The sequence below is a fragment of the Knoellia koreensis genome (assembly GCF_013041615.1).
In the GTDB taxonomy this organism is placed as follows: Bacteria; Actinomycetota; Actinomycetes; order Actinomycetales; family Dermatophilaceae; genus Pedococcus; species Pedococcus koreensis.
The window spans coordinates 1-16,688 of sequence record NZ_JABEPQ010000004.1; the positions used below are offsets into that span (position 1 = coordinate 1).

Annotated in this window: 10 protein-coding genes; all 10 read right to left on the reverse strand. The window is 68.0% G+C overall.

The window, feature by feature from the left end; translation table 11 throughout:
• Positions 1 to 253: 253 nt before the first annotated feature.
• On the reverse strand, positions 254 to 4,141 hold the full coding sequence (locus tag HJG52_RS15750) for a DNA-directed RNA polymerase subunit beta' (protein WP_171244593.1): 3,888 nt from the start codon (positions 4,139 to 4,141) through the stop codon (positions 254 to 256).
• A gap of 125 nt (positions 4,142 to 4,266) precedes the next feature.
• The gene (gene rpoB, locus HJG52_RS15755) at positions 4,267 to 7,743 is read right to left on the reverse strand and encodes a DNA-directed RNA polymerase subunit beta (protein WP_171244594.1); all 3,477 of its coding nucleotides are present in this window, start codon (positions 7,741 to 7,743) and stop codon (positions 4,267 to 4,269) included.
• Between the two features lie 422 nt (positions 7,744 to 8,165).
• Positions 8,166 to 8,744 carry a hypothetical protein gene (locus tag HJG52_RS15760; protein WP_171244595.1) on the reverse strand — a complete coding sequence of 193 codons (579 nt, stop codon included), beginning with the start codon at positions 8,742 to 8,744 and terminating at the stop codon, positions 8,166 to 8,168.
• Between the two features lie 175 nt (positions 8,745 to 8,919).
• Positions 8,920 to 9,504: a hypothetical protein gene (locus tag HJG52_RS15765; protein ID WP_240978115.1), complete on the reverse strand. Its 585-nt coding sequence runs from the start codon at positions 9,502 to 9,504 to the stop codon at positions 8,920 to 8,922.
• Positions 9,501 to 10,787: an MlaD family protein gene (locus tag HJG52_RS15770; protein WP_171244596.1), complete on the reverse strand. Its 1,287-nt coding sequence runs from the start codon at positions 10,785 to 10,787 to the stop codon at positions 9,501 to 9,503. The genes HJG52_RS15765 and HJG52_RS15770 overlap by 4 nt, the downstream gene beginning before the upstream one ends.
• Positions 10,784 to 12,052 carry an MCE family protein gene (locus HJG52_RS15775; RefSeq protein WP_171244876.1) on the reverse strand — a complete coding sequence of 423 codons (1,269 nt, stop codon included), beginning with the start codon at positions 12,050 to 12,052 and terminating at the stop codon, positions 10,784 to 10,786. Before HJG52_RS15775 ends, HJG52_RS15770 begins: the two co-directional genes overlap by 4 nt.
• On the reverse strand, positions 12,052 to 13,341 hold the full coding sequence (locus HJG52_RS15780; RefSeq protein ID WP_171244597.1) for an MCE family protein: 1,290 nt from the start codon (positions 13,339 to 13,341) through the stop codon (positions 12,052 to 12,054). Before HJG52_RS15780 ends, HJG52_RS15775 begins: the two co-directional genes overlap by 1 nt.
• Positions 13,342 to 13,352: 11 nt before the next feature.
• Positions 13,353 to 14,327 carry an MCE family protein gene (locus HJG52_RS15785; protein WP_171244598.1) on the reverse strand — a complete coding sequence of 325 codons (975 nt, stop codon included), beginning with the start codon at positions 14,325 to 14,327 and terminating at the stop codon, positions 13,353 to 13,355.
• 2 nt (positions 14,328 to 14,329) lie between these two features.
• The gene (locus tag HJG52_RS15790) at positions 14,330 to 15,373 is read right to left on the reverse strand and encodes an MCE family protein (protein WP_171244599.1); all 1,044 of its coding nucleotides are present in this window, start codon (positions 15,371 to 15,373) and stop codon (positions 14,330 to 14,332) included.
• On the reverse strand, positions 15,370 to 16,686 hold the full coding sequence (locus HJG52_RS15795) for an MCE family protein (RefSeq protein ID WP_171244600.1): 1,317 nt from the start codon (positions 16,684 to 16,686) through the stop codon (positions 15,370 to 15,372). The genes HJG52_RS15790 and HJG52_RS15795 overlap by 4 nt, the downstream gene beginning before the upstream one ends.
• Between the last annotated feature and the right edge of the window lie 2 nt (positions 16,687 to 16,688).

A 16,688-nucleotide genomic window follows, 5' to 3' on the forward strand; every position in this document is an offset into this window, starting at 1 on the left:
TCGACAACGCCCGGCGTGCCCGACTTGCCACCCGCCGAGAACACCGCCAGGATCACCCATGAGCACCGCCTCCTGGCTGGGTATTTCAACCGCCAACTGGTGCATTTACTCAGACGCACCTCGGCCCCGAAACCACCCCACCATGCCGACCCACCGGCACCAGTGCCCGGGGACCAACACGAAAGGGCGGGTATGCCGCGTGGTGACCACGCGGCATACCCGCCCTTGTCGTGCGGTGCCCTCAGGCGAGCACTCAGTCGATCCGGTCGAGACCCAGCTCGGCGTCGTCGAGGCGGATCGCCTCGCCGGAGCCGGGACCGAAGACCGGGTAGTCGTACTCGTAGTTGGGCATCGAGTACATCGCGGCCTTCGCCTCCTCGGTCGGCTCGACCTTGATGTTCCGGTAGCGCGGGAGACCCGTGCCGGCCGGGATGAGCTTTCCGAGGATGACGTTCTCCTTGAGGCCCAGCAGCGGGTCGCTCTTGGCGTTCATCGCGGCCTCGGTGAGGACGCGCGTCGTCTCCTGGAAGGAGGCGGCCGACAGCCACGACTCGGTGGCCAGCGACGCCTTGGTGATGCCCATCAGCTCGGGACGACCCGAGGCCGGACGACCGCCCTCGGCGACGACGCGACGGTTCTCCTCCTCGAACCGGCCACGCTCGGCCAGCTCGCCGGGGAGCAGCTCAGCGTCACCGGACTCGATGATGGTGATCCGGCGCAGCATCTGGCGGACGATGACCTCGATGTGCTTGTCGTGGATCGACACACCCTGCTGGCGGTAGACGTTCTGGACCTCGTCGACCAGGTGCATCTGCACGGCACGCGGGCCGAGGATGCGCAGCACCTGCTTCGGGTCGATCGAACCCTGCGTCAGCTGCTGGCCGACCTCGACGTGCTCGCCGTCCTGGACGATCAGGCGCGCGCGCTTGCTCACCGGGTAGGCGTGCTCCTCGGAGCCGTCGTCCGGGGTGAGCATGATGCGACGCGTCTTGTCGGTGTCCTCGATGGTCACCCGGCCAGCGGCCTCGGCGATCGGGGCCACACCCTTGGGGGTGCGGGCCTCGAACAGCTCGACCACACGCGGCAGACCCTGCGTGATGTCGTCACCGGCCACACCACCGGTGTGGAAGGTACGCATCGTCAGCTGGGTGCCGGGCTCACCGATCGACTGGGCCGCGATGATGCCGACGGCCTCGCCGATGTCGACGAGCTTGCCGGTGGCCAGCGAACGGCCGTAGCAGGCGGCGCAGGTGCCGACGCGGGACTCACAGGTGAGCACCGACCGGACCTTGACCTCCTCGACACCGGCCGCAACCAGCGCGTCGATGACCACGTCACCCAGGTCGATGCCGGCCTCGGCCAGCACCTGCCCGTCCTTGACCACGTCAGCGGCCAGGGTGCGGGCGTAGACCGAGGTCTCCACGTCGTCGTGCTCGACCAAGGCGCCGTCGGCGGTCTTCTGCGCAATCGGCATGGTCAGGCCACGCTCGGTGCCACAGTCGTCCTCACGGATGATGACGTCCTGCGACACGTCGACGAGACGACGCGTGAGGTAACCGGAGTCGGCGGTCCGCAGCGCGGTGTCGGCCAGACCCTTGCGGGAACCGTGCGTCGAGATGAAGAACTCGAGCACGGACAGGCCCTCGCGGAAGTTCGCGCGGATCGGGCGCGGGATGATGTCACCCTTCGGGTTCGACACCAGACCACGCATACCGGCGATCTGCCGCAGCTGCATCCAGTTACCACGCGCACCCGAGGACACCATCCGGAAGATGGTGTTGTTCCGCGGGAGGTTGGACTCCATCTCCTTGGCGACCTCGTTGGTGGCCTGGGTCCAGATCTCGATGAGCTCCTGACGACGCTCGTCGTCGGTGATCAGACCACGCTCGTACTGGGTCTGGACCTTGGTCGCCTTGGTCTCGTAGCCCTCGAGGATCTCGCCCTTGCGGGGAGGCGTGACGACGTCGGAGATGGCCACCGTGGTGCCCGAGCGGGTCGCCCAGTGGAAGCCGTAGTCCTTCAGCGCGTCCAGGCTCGCCGCGACCTGCACCTTGCTGTACCGCTCGGCCAGGTCGTTGACGATCGAGGACAGCCGCTTCTTGTCGACGACCGCGTTCACGAACGGGTAGTCGACCGGGAGCGTCTGGTTGAACAGCGCGCGACCCAGCGTGGTCTCCACGACCAGCGACGGGACGGTGCCGGCCTCGGAGAGCTCGACACCCTCGGGCAGCTCGGTGCCCGGCTCGGGAGCCAGGTCGGTCAGCCGGATCTTGACCTTGCTGCCGAGCTCGAGGTCGCCGGCGTCGAACGCCATCCGCGCCTCGTCGACCGTGGCGAACGCGCGACCGGAGCCCTTGCCGTTCTCCACCTCGGAGGTGAGGTGGTAGAGGCCGATGATCATGTCCTGGGTGGGCATGGTCACGGGACGGCCGTCGGCCGGCTTGAGGATGTTGTTCGAGGACAGCATCAGGATGCGGGCCTCGGCCTGGGCCTCAGCGGACAGCGGCACGTGCACGGCCATCTGGTCACCGTCGAAGTCCGCGTTGAACGCGGTGCAGACGAGCGGGTGGATCTGGATGGCCTTGCCCTCGACCAGCTGCGGCTCGAAGGCCTGGATGCCGAGGCGGTGCAGGGTGGGCGCACGGTTGAGCAGCACGGGGTGTTCGGTGATGACCTCTTCGAGGACATCCCAGACCACCGGACGGGCACGCTCGACCATCCGCTTGGCCGACTTGATGTTCTGCGCGTGGTCGAGGTCGACCAGACGCTTCATCACGAACGGCTTGAACAGCTCCAGCGCCATCTGCTTGGGCAGGCCGCACTGGTGCAGCTTGAGCTGCGGGCCGACGACGATGACCGAACGGCCGGAGTAGTCGACGCGCTTGCCGAGCAGGTTCTGGCGGAACCGGCCCTGCTTGCCCTTGAGCATGTCGGACAGCGACTTGAGCGGACGGTTGCCGGGGCCCGTGACCGGGCGACCACGACGGCCGTTGTCGAAGAGGCTGTCGACGGCCTCCTGCAGCATCCGCTTCTCGTTGTTGACGATGATCTCGGGGGCGCCGAGGTCGAGCAGTCGCTTGAGGCGGTTGTTGCGGTTGATGACGCGACGGTAGAGGTCGTTGAGGTCCGAGGTCGCGAACCGGCCACCGTCGAGCTGCACCATCGGGCGCAGGTCCGGCGGGATGACCGGGACGGCGTCGAGCACCATGCCGGACGGCTTGTTCGACGTCTGCTGGAACGCGGTGACGACCTTGAGCCGCTTGAGGGCACGGGTCTTCTTCTGGCCCTTGCCCGTGGCGATGATCTCGCGCAGCGCCTCGGCCTCGGCGTCGAGGTCGAAGGTCTCCAGACGCTTCTGGATCGCCGCCGCGCCCATGCCGCCCTCGAAGTAGAGGCCGAACCGGTCGCGCATCTCGCGGTAGAGGATCTCGTCGCCCTCGAGGTCCTGGACCTTGAGGTTCTTGAAGCGGTCCCAGACCTGCTCGAGCCGCTCGATCTGCTGGTCGGCGCGCTTGCGGATCTGGTTCATCTCGCGCTCGGCGGACTCGCGGACCTTGCGGCGCGCGTCGGCCTTGGCACCCTCGGCCTCGAGCTCGGCCAGGTCGGCCTCGAGCTTCTTGGCGCGGGTGTCGACGTCGGCGTCGCGCTTGTTCTCGAACTCCTTCTTCTCGACCTCGATCTGGGCCTCGAGCGAGGGCAGGTCCTTGTGGCGCTGCTCCTCGTCGACCGAGGTGATCATGTAGGCCGCGAAGTAGATGACCTTCTCGAGGTCCTTCGGGGCGAGGTCGAGCAGGTACCCGAGGCGCGACGGGACGCCCTTGAAGTACCAGATGTGGGTGACGGGTGCGGCCAGCTCGATGTGGCCCATCCGCTCGCGACGCACCTTGGCGCGCGTGACCTCGACGCCACAGCGCTCACAGATGATGCCCTTGAAGCGGACGCGCTTGTACTTGCCGCAGTTGCACTCCCAGTCCCGGGTGGGGCCGAAGATCTTCTCGCAGAAGAGTCCGTCCTTCTCGGGCTTGAGGGTGCGGTAGTTGATGGTCTCCGGCTTCTTCACCTCGCCGTGGCTCCAGGCGCGGATGTCCTCCGCGGTGGCCAGGCCGATGCGCAGCTCGTCGAAGAAGTTGACGTCGAGCACGTGGTTCCTTCTCTCCGTGTCTCTAGCTAAATCTGTGTCAATCGTGGGTCTGCAAGAGGTGCGGTATGCCGGGTGGCCGGCTCGCGGGTGACGTCACCACGCGTGGTGACCACCCGGCATACCGATCAGACCTCTTCGACCGAACTGGGCTCGCGCCGGGACAGGTCGATGCCGAGCTCCTCCGCTGCGCGGAAGACGTCCTCGTCCGACTCCTTCATCTCGATGGTGGTGCCGTCCGAGGACAGGACCTCCACGTTGAGGCAGAGGGACTGCATCTCCTTGATGAGCACCTTGAAGGACTCGGGGATGCCGGGCTCGGGGATGTTGTCGCCCTTGACGATGGCCTCGTAGACCTTCACGCGGCCGGTGACGTCGTCGGACTTGATGGTGAGCAGCTCCTGCAGCGCGTAGGCCGCGCCGTAGGCCTCGAGCGCCCACACCTCCATCTCACCGAAGCGCTGGCCACCGAACTGCGCCTTACCACCCAGCGGCTGCTGCGTGATCATCGAGTACGGGCCGGTGCTGCGGGCGTGGATCTTGTCGTCCACGAGGTGGTGCAGCTTGAGGATGTACATGTAGCCCACCGACACCGGGTCGGGGAACGGCTCGCCCGAGCGGCCGTCGAACAGCCGGGACTTGCCCGAGCCGTCGATGAGCCGGACGCCGTCGCGCGTCTCCGTGGTGGAGTCGAGCAGGCCGACGATCTCGTTCTCGCGCACACCGTCGAACACCGGGGAGGCGACGCGGGTGCCCGCGGGGGCCTCGCGTGCGTCCTCGGGGATGAGGCTCGCCCAGTCCGGGTTGCCCTCGATCTTCCAGCCGCGGCTGGCAGCCCAGCCGAGGTGCAGCTCGAGGATCTGCCCGACGTTCATACGACCGGGCACACCCAGCGGGTTGAGCACGACGTCGACGGGGGTGCCGTCCTCGAGGAACGGCATGTCCTCGACCGGGAGGATCTTGGAGATGACGCCCTTGTTGCCGTGCCGGCCGGCGAGCTTGTCACCGTCGGTGATCTTGCGCTTGTTGGCGACGTAGACGCGGACGAGCTGGTTGACGCCCGGGGGCAGGTCGTCGCCCTCGTCCTTGTCGAACACCTTCACGCCGATGACCGTGCCGGTCTCGCCGTGGGGCACCTTGAGCGAGGTGTCGCGCACCTCGCGCGCCTTCTCACCGAAAATGGCGCGCAGCAGACGCTCCTCCGGGGTCAGCTCGGTCTCACCCTTGGGCGTGACCTTGCCGACGAGCAGGTCGCCGTCGCGGACCTCGGCGCCGATGCGGATGATGCCGCGCTCGTCGAGGTCGGCCAGGACCTCCTCGGAGACGTTCGGGATGTCCCGGGTGATCTCCTCGGGGCCGAGCTTGGTGTCGCGGGCGTCGACCTCGTGCTCCTCGATGTGGATCGAGGAGAGGACGTCGTCCTGCACCAGGCGCTGGCTGAGGATGATGGCGTCCTCGTAGTTGTGGCCCTCCCACGGCATGAACGCCACGAGCAGGTTGCGCCCGAGAGCCATCTCGCCACCGTCGGTCGCGGGACCGTCGGCGATGACGCCGCCGGCCTCGACCCGGTCGCCCTCGTTGACGACGACGACCTGGTTGTAGGACGTGCCCTGGTTGGAGCGCGCGAACTTGGCGATCCGGTAGGTGCGGGTCGAGCCGTCGTCACCGGCGACGGTGACGAGGTCGGCCGACACCTCGGTGACGACACCCGCGGCCTCGGCCCGGACGACGTCGCCGGAGTCGAGCGCGGCGCGGTACTCCATGCCGGTGCCGACCAGCGGCGCCTCGGACTTGACCAGCGGCACCGCCTGGCGCTGCATGTTCGAGCCCATGAGCGCGCGGTTGGCGTCGTCGTGCTCGAGGAACGGGATCAGCGCGGTGGCTGCCGAGACCATCTGGCGGGCGGAGACGTCCATGTAGTCGACGTCCTCACCCGGGATGTACTCGACCTCGCCGCCCTTGGTGCGGACGAGGACGCGCTCCTCGGCGAAGGTGCCGTCGGGGTTGAGCATGGCGTTCGCCTGCGCGATGACGTGCCGGTCCTCCTCGTCGGCGGACAGGTAGTCGACCTGGTCGGTGACCTTGCCCTTGACGACCTTGCGGTACGGCGTCTCGATGAACCCGAACGCGTTGATCCGCCCGTACGACGCGAGCGAGCCGATGAGGCCGATGTTCGGGCCTTCCGGGGTCTCGATCGGGCACATGCGGCCGTAGTGCGACGGGTGGACGTCACGGACCTCCATGCCGGCGCGGTCACGGGACAGACCACCCGGGCCGAGGGCCGACAGACGCCGCTTGTGCGTCAGGCCCGCGAGCGGGTTGTTCTGGTCCATGAACTGCGACAGCTGCGAGGTGCCGAAGAACTCCTTGATCGACGCCACCACGGGGCGGATGTTGATCAGGGTCTGCGGCGTGATGGCCTCGACGTCCTGGGTCGTCATCCGCTCGCGGACGACGCGCTCCATGCGCGACAGACCGGTGCGGACCTGGTTCTGGATGAGCTCGCCGACGTTGCGCAGGCGACGGTTGCCGAAGTGGTCGATGTCGTCGACCTCGACCGGCACCTCCTCGCCGTTCTTGCCGGTGAGGGTGGCCTCGCCGGCGTGCAGCGCCACGAGGTACTTGATCGTCGCGACGATGTCGTCGAGGGACAGCACCGACTCGGACAGGGGACCGGGCACGCCCAGCTTGCGGTCGATCTTGTAGCGACCGACCTTGGCCAGGTCGTAGCGCTTGGTGTTGAAGTAGAGGTTGTCCAGGAGGGTCTGGGCAGCCTCACGGGTCGGCGGCTCGCCCGGGCGCAGCTTGCGGTAGATGTCGAGCAGCGCATCGTCCTGGCCGGCCGTGTGGTCCTTCTCCAGGGTGAGGCGCATCGACTCGTAGTCGCCGAACTCCTCGAGGATCTCGGCCTCGCTCATGCCCAGGGCCTTGAGCAGGACAGTCACCGACTGCTTGCGCTTGCGGTCGACGCGGACGCCGACCATGTCGCGCTTGTCGATCTCGAACTCGAGCCAGGCGCCACGGCTCGGGATGACCTTGGCCGTGTAGATGTCCTTGTCGGACGTCTTGTCGGGCGTGCGCTCGAAGTAGACGCCCGGGCTGCGGACGAGCTGGGACACCACGACACGCTCGGTGCCGTTGATGATGAAGGTGCCGCGCTCGGTCATGAGCGGGAAGTCGCCCATGAACACCGTCTGGCTCTTGATCTCACCAGTGGTGGTGTTCATGAACTCAGCCGTCACGAACAGCGGGGCGGAGTAGGTCTGGTCGCGCTCCTTGCACTCCTCGATGGAGTACTTGACCTCCTCGAAGCGGTGGTCACGGAACGACAGCGACATCGAGCCGCTGAAGTCCTCGATCGGGGAGATCTCCTCGAAGATCTCCTCCAGACCGGAGCGGTCAGGGACGTCCTCGCGGCCGTCCTTCTTCGCCTCCGCGACGCGGGCCTGCCAGCGCTCGTTGCCGAGCAGCCAGTCGAAGCTCTCCGTCTGGAGCGCGAGGAGGTCGGGGACCTCGAGGGGTTCGCGAATCTTCGCGAAGGACAGACGGCCGGAAGCCGTCCGTGCGGTGGACACAGTCTGAGTCGCGTTGCGCGAGGCAGCCAAGGAGGGGTCCTTCCACGGGCCTGTATTCGTCAATCGAGAGGGCGCCAGCCGCGATCACGGCCACGTGGGGCACCGGCCGGGATCCGTGCCGGAGGGCACGACTGAGGGCTGGTGACTTGCGGGGTCGACGAAAGAGGGCAGCGCAAAGGAAGAGCATACACGAAAAGGGCAGGGCCGTCCAACCGTGTCCAGTCCGCTCGATGAGCGACCGTCGACGGGGGTCTGCCTCGGGCCTTGCGGCGCCAGTGCGAATCGACGCCCACGAGGATGACGTGCCCCGGGGCCGACGTCAAGGGCGCCGCGCCGAACGGACGATGCAGGGGCGTCCCGGGTATGCCGCGGCGACGCCCCCGTGGGGACGTCGCCGCAGGTGAGGAGGGGTGCGGCCAGGGTCCGTGGCAGATCTCGACCAAGGACCTTGGCTAGAAGGCCTCGACCTTGCTGATCAGCCAGCGGTCGCCGACCTTGCGCATCGTGGCCATCACCCGGTTCTGGTCCACCACCGGGTTCTTGGTGTCGGCACCGACCCGGGCCTGGTTGACGAACGCGAGGACCTTGACCGTGGTCGGCGATGAGCTCATCACGCCGATGTCGGACACCTTGGCCTGCACGACGGTCTGGTTCTTGACCGCCAGCGGCTTGATGTCCTTGTCCATGGCCTGGGTGAACTCGCCCTTGAACGACCCCGTCAGCAGGCCCTGGACCTGTGCCTGCTGGGCGTCGATGGTCTTGTAGTTGTAGCTGAGGAGCTGCTCGATCGAGGTGCGGGCCTGGCTGGCGGCCGCGCGGTCGGACGCGTCCTGGGCTCCCGGGTCGCGCAGGCTGACGCCCAGCACCACCCCGAGCGCGGCCAGGCTGGCCACCAGCGCCACGAGGGGTGCGATCCACCGGCGCCGACCCGTGGCCGCCCGCTCGGACCCGGGCTGCCTGGGGGTCTTCGGCGCCTTGGGCTCCTTGGCCGGCTTCGCGGTCCTGGCCTGGCGCTTGGACTCCGGCGTCACCTCGGGAACCGGGGCCGGGGCGGCGGCGCGCGGCCGTCGCTCCCCCGCGATCCGACGCCGCTGCGCGACCTTGCTGTCCCGCGCCCGAGTCTCAGCCGAGCTCGACCGGCTCAGCTCAGCAACCGCTCCGGGCCTCCCCCGCTGCGCTCCTCCGTTTCCTGCGCGAACGCTTCGCTCAGCCGACGAACTCAAGGTTCTCCACCTTCCACTGCTCGCCGACCAGACGCAGGTCGAGCCGCATCCGGTAGGTCTTGGTCTCACCGTCGGGCACGGAGGTGTTCTTGGTCGGCGCGACCACGCCCACCAGCGCCACCGCCGAGTCACGGTCCCCGCTCACCAGCGCAGCCTCGGTGCGCTGCACCGTCGAGACCGACTTGTTGGCGACGAGCACCTTCTTCAGCTGGTCCACCGACGCGGAGTAGCTCTTGAGGAACTCCCCGGTGGCACCGGCCTTGACGCGGTTCGTGTCGGCGTCGACCTTCTCGTAGTCCACGGTGACGAAGTTGACGGCCAGCTGTTTGGCCGCCGCGAGCGCGGCCGAGTTGGCCTGCTCGGTCTGCCGCGCGGCATACCACTCACGGCCCCTCGTGGCAGCGAGCGCGACCGTCGCGACCAGGGCGAGGACCACCAGGGTCCAGAGCAGCTTGGGAGTGACGTGCAACCCGATCCGTCGGGGTGCCTTCGTCGTGCTGGACCCGGCCACGCTCTCGCGGCCGGAGTCCTTCACCGCCCTCCCGGCTTGGGTGGTGATCGTGCTCATCGAGCAGCCTCCTTCATGATCCACAACCACGAGGAGTCGCTGCTCTCACCTCCCGTGGGGGGCTGGGGCACCGACACCTGTGCGGTCGGTATGCCCAACGAGGCAGCCATGCCCGGGGATACGGGTTGGTCACCGAAAGCGAGCGGGACGGACGAGCCGGGTATGCCGGTGGGTCCGGGAGCGTTCTGCGCGCCGCGCACGCTCGAGGCCGACCCGCGGGGCAGCGCGCACCGCGCGGAGGTGTTGGCCTTGGTGTTCGACGTCTCCTGCGGCGTGCGCTTGGTCGTGCCCTCGTAGCCGCGCTCGCAGACCGGGCCGTCCTGGCTGAGGGCGAGGCCGAAGTTGGCGGAGTAGCGCCCGTCCTTGGCCGACTTGTCGACCACGGTGAAGCCACCGGCGACGACGTCGGGGTAGGTCACGAGCAGCTGGCGGATGCCGGCGACGTTCGAGGTCGTCACCTGGCCGACCGTGATGAGGTTGGCGATCAGGGTGGCGAGGTTGCCCTGGTTGTCGCGGATCAGCGACTCGAGCTCCTTGGACGCCACGGCGCCGCGGTCGAGGACGAGCCGCAGGTCCGGGTCGGACGTCTTGAGCGTGGCGGTGAGGCCCTCGAAGTTGGACGCGAACGTCTTGATCTGGCCCGACGTGTCGCGCTGGGTGTCCAGCACGATTCGGCCGTCGTCGAGCAGCTTGACCGTCTCCGGCAGCGCCTCGGTGGCCGACCTCGTCAGCTTGTCGCCGCTGTCGATGAGCCGCTGGAGGTCGGTGCCGCCACCCTCGAAGGCCTGACCGAGCTCGTCGACCACGACCCGCAGGTCCTTCTTGTCGACGGAGTTGACGGTCTGGTCGAGGTCGAGCAGCAAGGTGTCGACGCGCAGGGGAAAGGCCGTGTCCTTGCGTGGGATCACGTCGCCGTTGGCGAGGACCGGGCCGCCCTCGCGGCGCGGCTGGAAGTCGAGGTACTGCTCACCGACGGCGGAGCGGTTCTCCACGACGACCTTGGTGTCCTTGGGGATCTTCACGCCGCGCTGGATCTTGGCGTCGACGAGGACACCGTCCTTGGACAGGCGCAGGCCGTCGACCCGTCCGACGGTGACGCCGCGGTAGGACACCTCGGAACCGACGAAGATCCCGCCGGACTGCTCGAAGTTGGCCGACACGTGGTACTGCCCACCGACCAACCGGTCGTACAGGCCGACGTACTTGGCCGACAGCAGGCTCACGGTCACCAGCGTGATGAGGAGGAAGGCGAACAGCTGCACCTTGACGCCGCGGCGGATCATGCGCCACCTCCCGAGCACAAGACCGGGATCGAGCAGGACGGCGGTCGCGACGTCGACGGGCTCGGCTTCGGCGTCGGCTTGGGGGTCGGGGTGGTCGACTGCTTGGGCAGGACCTGGCCGAGCGGGTTGTCCGGGACCGTGATCGGTGGCACCACCCCACCACCGTTGCCGAGACCACCGATAATCCCACCCAGGTTGTCCAGCGGGTTCCCCGAACCGCCTCCTGCGCCGCCGGCCCCACCGCCAGCACCACCAGTGCCACTGGCGGCGAGGTTCTGCAGCAGCGTGGTGAGGTTGAGGTTCATCTCGGCGGACATGTTGGTGTAGTCGCCCTTCATCGCGCCCACGGCGGAGTCGGGGAACGGGTAGGTCAACAGCAGCTGCAACGACTTGGGCAGGTTGTCCCCCGCCTTGGTGAGCTCGGTGAGGATCGGCTCCAGCGCCTTGAGGTTGGCGGCCGTGTCAGCCTTGCTCTGCTGGATCACCTGGGTGCCGACTGCCCCGAGCCGGCTGAGCGCCTGGAGCATCTGCACCAGCTGCTGGCGCTGGTCGGCGAGGATCTTCAGCCCCTTCGGCAGCGCCTCGATGGCGGCGGCGATGTCGTCCTTCTGCGCCGCGAGCTTGGCCGACAGCTTGTCGATGTTGTCGATGGCCCGCACGATCTCGGCCTTCTGCTGGTCGAGGCCGCCGACGAAGGTGTTGAGCTGCTTGATGAGGTCGCGGATCTCGGTCTGGTTGCCGTTCATCGCGTTGTTGAGCTCGGTCTCGATGGTCTTGAGCTGCGCGACGCCACCGCCGTTGAGCAGCAACGACATCGCGGACAGCACCTCCTCGACCTCCGGGTTGCGGCCGGTGCGGTCGATCGGGATGTTGTCGCCCTCACCGAGCCGGCCCTGCGGCTTGGCGGTGGTGGGTGGCTCGAGCGCGACGTACTTCTCACCGAGCAGCGACGTCTGCTTGATCTCGGCAATCGCGTTGTCGGGCAGGTCGACCGACTTCGGCAGCCGCAATGTGACCCTGGCGGTCCACCCGTTCAGCTCGATCTTCTCGACCGAGCCGACCGTGGCGTCGTTGACCTTGACCGACGACTGGGGCACGAGGTCGAGGACGTCGGCGAACTCGGCCGTCACCCGGAAGATGTCACCGCGCTGGGCCGCCCCACCGGGCAACGGCAGGTCGAACGCGCCCTGGCACCCACTGAGCGTCAGCACGGCACCCACCGCGCCGGCCACGACGAGCCGGCGACCCGGCATACCAGTCAGCATCACTTGGCCACCTCCAGCAGGCCGCCCAGGGACGGGTCGGCACCACGCACCGTCACCGCCGCACCTTCGGCGGTGGACGCCGCCGTACCCTGTGGGGCCGCGCTGCGCTGGGTCGTGCCAGCGTCGGCCGACTGCTGCACGGTGTTCGGCTGGGGAACCGCCGACAACAGGTCGATCGGCAGCTTGAGGCCCAGCCCACCGAGCTGGTCGAGCAGGGCACCGACGGGCTTGAGCAGGTCGGTGATGCTCTTGCAGACGTTCGTCACGTTGGGCAGGTTGGAGCTCTGGACCAGGCTGCACAACAGGTTGCCCAGCTTGAGGTTCTCGGCGATGTTGGCGCGGGTGTCGAGGGTGCCGGTCTTGGGGTTGTAGGCGTTCTGGAGGTTGCTGACCGCCACCGGTGCGTTGGCCAGCGTCTCGGCGAGGGCGTCGCGCTGCTTGGCGACGGTGCCGGTGACCGAGGCGAGCTGGTCGATGTTCTTGGTGAGCCCCGCGCGGTTGTCCTGCACGAACGAGCTGACCTCGCTCAGCGCCACCGCGAGGTTCTTCAGGGCCGCCGCGAGGTCGTCGCGCTCCCCGTCGAGCTGCTCGGACACCGTCGCCAGGTCGGCGTTGAGCCGCCGCACCTGCGCGTCGTTGGTGGCCAGCATCGTGGTGAAGGTCTGGAGGTTCTTGACCGTGCCGAACAGGTCGTTGCGGCCGCCGGACAGGGTCTGCAGGGCGAGGGAGAGGTCCCGGGTCGTGTCGTGCAGCTGCTTGCCCTGGCCGTCGAGGTTGGCGGCACCGGTGGCGAGTGCGTCGGCGAACGCGCCGTTCTTGTTGGCGCCCTGTGGACCCAGCGCCACGAGCAGGTCGTCGAGGCTGGAGGAGATGCGGTCGAGCTCGACGGGCACGGCCGTGCGGTCCAGCCCGATCCTCGCCCCGTCCTTCATCACCGGCCCATGCTTGTATGCCGGGAGGAGCTGGACGTAGCGGTCGCTCACCAGCGAGGGCGCGACGATGGCGGCCTTGGCGTCCGCCGGCACCTTGTACTTGCGGTCGAACTCGAAGACGACCTTGACCTTGTCACCCATCGGCGTCACCTCGTCGACCTTGCCGACCTGGACGCCCAGGATGCGCACGTCCGACCCCGGGAAGAGGCCGACCGCGCGGGTGAACTCGCCGGTGACCCGCACGACGTCCTTGCGCGGCCAGAAGGCGTAGGCGCCGGCCGCGAGGGCGACGACGAGCAGGGCCGCCACGAGCTTGCCGATCAGGCCGAACTGGGGCAGCTGCGGGAGCCGCGGCATACGAGGCGCCATCACTTGCCTCCCGGGATGCTGACCGGGCTGGTCAGGTTGGCGATGTAGGTGTCGAACCACCGGCCGTTGCCGAGCACGTTGGAGAACAGGCGGGTGAACGGCGCCATCGCGGCGATCGTGTCGTTGAGGTCCTGCTCGTGCTTCTGGAGCACCGCGAGCACCTTGGTCAGCTGGTCGAGGGCGGGCTTGAGCTCGGCCCGGTTCTCCCGCACCAGGGCGGTCAGCTGCTGGGCCATCGCTGAGGTGTTGGTGAAGAGGGTGTGGATGGCGTCGCGCCGCGCGTTGAGCTCGACGAGGAGCAGGTCGGAGTTCTTGATGATCGACTCGATCGACTTGTTCCGCTGGGCGACGGTGCCGGAGACGCTGTTGGCCGACGCCAGCAGCCGCTTGAGCTCGGCGTCGCGCGAGGCGATGGTGTTGGAGAGCCGGCTCAGCCCGTCGAGGGCCGCCTTGACGTCGGGCGGGCTGTCCCGGAACTCGGTCGCGAGCGTGGTGAGCGACTTGGCCAGCTGGGTGGTGTCGATCTGCTCGGTCGTCTCGGTGAGGTCGGAGAAGGCGTTGACGATGTCGTAGGACGAGACGGTCCGGTCGATCGGGATCTCGCTGTCGGCCTTGAGCTGGCCGGGCCCGGCGGGCTCGAGGGCGAGGTACTTCTGGCCGAGCAGGGTCTTCATCCGGATCGAGGCACCGGTCTGCGTCCCGAAGGCCGCAGGCTCGGTCACCTTGAAGTCGACGACGACGTGGTCGCCGGCGAGGTCGACGTTCTTGACCTTGCCGACCTTCACTCCGGCGATCCGGACGTCGTCACCGTCGCGCAGGCCACCGGCCTCGCTGAATGCCGCGCGGTAGCTGTCGCCGCCACCGATGATCGGCAGGCTGCCGACGTTGAACGCCAGGACCAGCAGGATGGCGATGATCGTCAGACCGGCTGCCCCGATGGGGACGGGGTTGCGCTCGCGGAACGGGATGGCCATGGCTAGTTGCACCTCGCGTCCGAGGCAGCGGCGGGCTTGCCGATGTTCTGCTTGACCGCGGGCAGGCCCGCGACCGACGGGACGATGATCGTGCCGTCGAAGCTGCACATGTAGAAGTTGAACCAGGAGCCGTAGGACCCGGTCCGGGTGATCGTGTTGATCTTGCCCGGCGAGGTCGAGAGGAACTTCTCGAAGGTCGCGGTGTTGGACGGCTTGTTGAGGTTGGTCGACAGGGCCCTCAGCTGCTTGACGTCAGCCTGGATGGAGGGCCGGGTCACCTTGAGCAGGTCGGCGGTCTCTGCGGTGAGCGAGTTGATGTTCGTCAGCGACTCACCGATGGCCTTGCGGTCGGCGGCCAGCCCCGACATGAACCGCTGGAGCTGGTCGATGAGGTCCTTGAAGGCCGCGTCGTGCTGGTCGACGGTGGACAACACCGTGTTGAGGTTGGTGATGGTGCGACCGATGACGGCGTCGCGGTCAGCGAGGGTCGAGGTGACCGAGGCCGTCTTGGCCAGCAACGAGTTGATGTCACCGCCCTCGCCCTGCAGGACGCTGATGATGTTGGCCGACAGGTCGTTGACGTCCTTGGGCGACAGGGCCGCGAACAGCGGCTTGAACCCGTTGAACAGGACGGTGAGGTCGAGCGCCGACTGGGTGTGGTCGAGCCCCAGGGTCGCGCCGTCCTTCAGCGGGGCGGCGCCACCGACCTCTTGGGTGAGGGCGATGTAGCGCTCGCCGACGAGGTTGCGGTACTTGATCGTCGCCTTCGTGCCCTGGGTCAGCACGCTGGTCTTGAGCACGTTGAACTCGACCTCGGCGTTGACGCGGTTCTTGGCGATGCCGATCTTCTTGACCTCGCCGACGCGCACACCGGCGATGCGCACCTCCTGCCCCTGGGCGAGGCCGGTGACGTCCTTGAAGACCGCCTTGTAGGTGTACTTGTCGCCGAACTGGGTGTTGGCGATGGTCGCGGCGAGGGTGCCGGTCGCGAGCAGGGTGACGGCGACGAAGACGAGGAACTTGACCAGGCTCGATCGGGTGCTCACTTCTGGTTCACCACCGATCCGCGCAGCATGGGGCCGGCCAGCAGGGTCGTGATGGCCGAGGGGCGTGCGGTGCCGTCGGTGCTGAGGAGCGCAGCGACGACCTCCTGCTCTGCCACGGTGCCGGCCAGGCCGGCGTCAGGGTCGGGTATGTCGGCTCCCTGGGTTCCCGTGAACATGGCGGGCAGCGCGCTGCCGGCCGAGCTTCCGCTCGACGAGGTGCCGTCGTTGAAGTGAAGGCCCTGTCGCGGGTTCGCCTGTCCCCCACCGGGATTGGGCAGGCCGAGACAGCTCGGTCCGCGGTTCTCGCCCCAGCGTGGCTCCTCCCCCGGCTTGTAGGCCGGGCGCTGCGCCGACGAGATCTCGATGGTGATGTGGAAGGTGTTGTCCCGGAACGCGTCGTCGATGCGCGGCAGCCACTTGACCAGGGCCTCGCTGAAGCACGGGTACTGCGGGGCGTAGCGGGCGAACACCTCGGTGGTGGGGCGGGTGACCCGACCGACCTGGATGATGCGCTGCCCGTTGGCGTCGAGGAAGTCGGCCGTGGTGTTGGCGAAACCCGCCGTCGAAGCCAGGAACCCCGCCAGCGCGTCCTGCTTCTCCACGATCGTCGTGTTCGTGGTGATGAGGTTCTTCAACGCCGACACCAGCTGAGGTGCCGCGACGGCATAAGTGCTGGCCAGGTCGGCCAGACCGCTGATGTCGGCCTGCAACACCGGCAGCTTGGGGTTGAACGCCTTGAAGTACCTGTCCACCAGCACAAGGTTCTGCCCCAGCTGGGTGCCCCGTCCCTCCAGCGCGGTCGCGAGGGCGTTGAGGGTGGTCGACAGCTTCGCCGGGTCGACCGCACGCAGTAGCGGCAACAGGTCCTCGAAGACCTGCTCCAGCTCGATCGCGACCTTGGTCCGGTCCTGCGGGATCACGTCCCCCTCACGGATCGGGCGGCTGGTGTCACCGGCCTGCGGCGTGACGAGGTCGACGTACCGCTCACCGAACAACGTCTTAGGCAGCAGCCGCGCCGACACGTCGGCCGGGATGAGCCCCACCATCTCGGGCTTGAGGGCCAGCGTCAGGTCAGCACCCGCCCGCGTGGTGCGGATGGAACGCACCTCGCCGACGATGATGCCGCGCAGCTTGACGTCGGACGCCTCCTGCAGCTGCGACCCGATCCGGTCGGTCTTGAGACCCACCGTCACCACGGGCGTGAACCGCTTCTGGAACGCCGCGATCGAGAGCCCGACGAGGAGCACGAGCACCACGAGGAAGCCCACGCCGTAGGCGTGGTTCCTGGTGCGCACGAGGGTGCCGCCTGCCATCG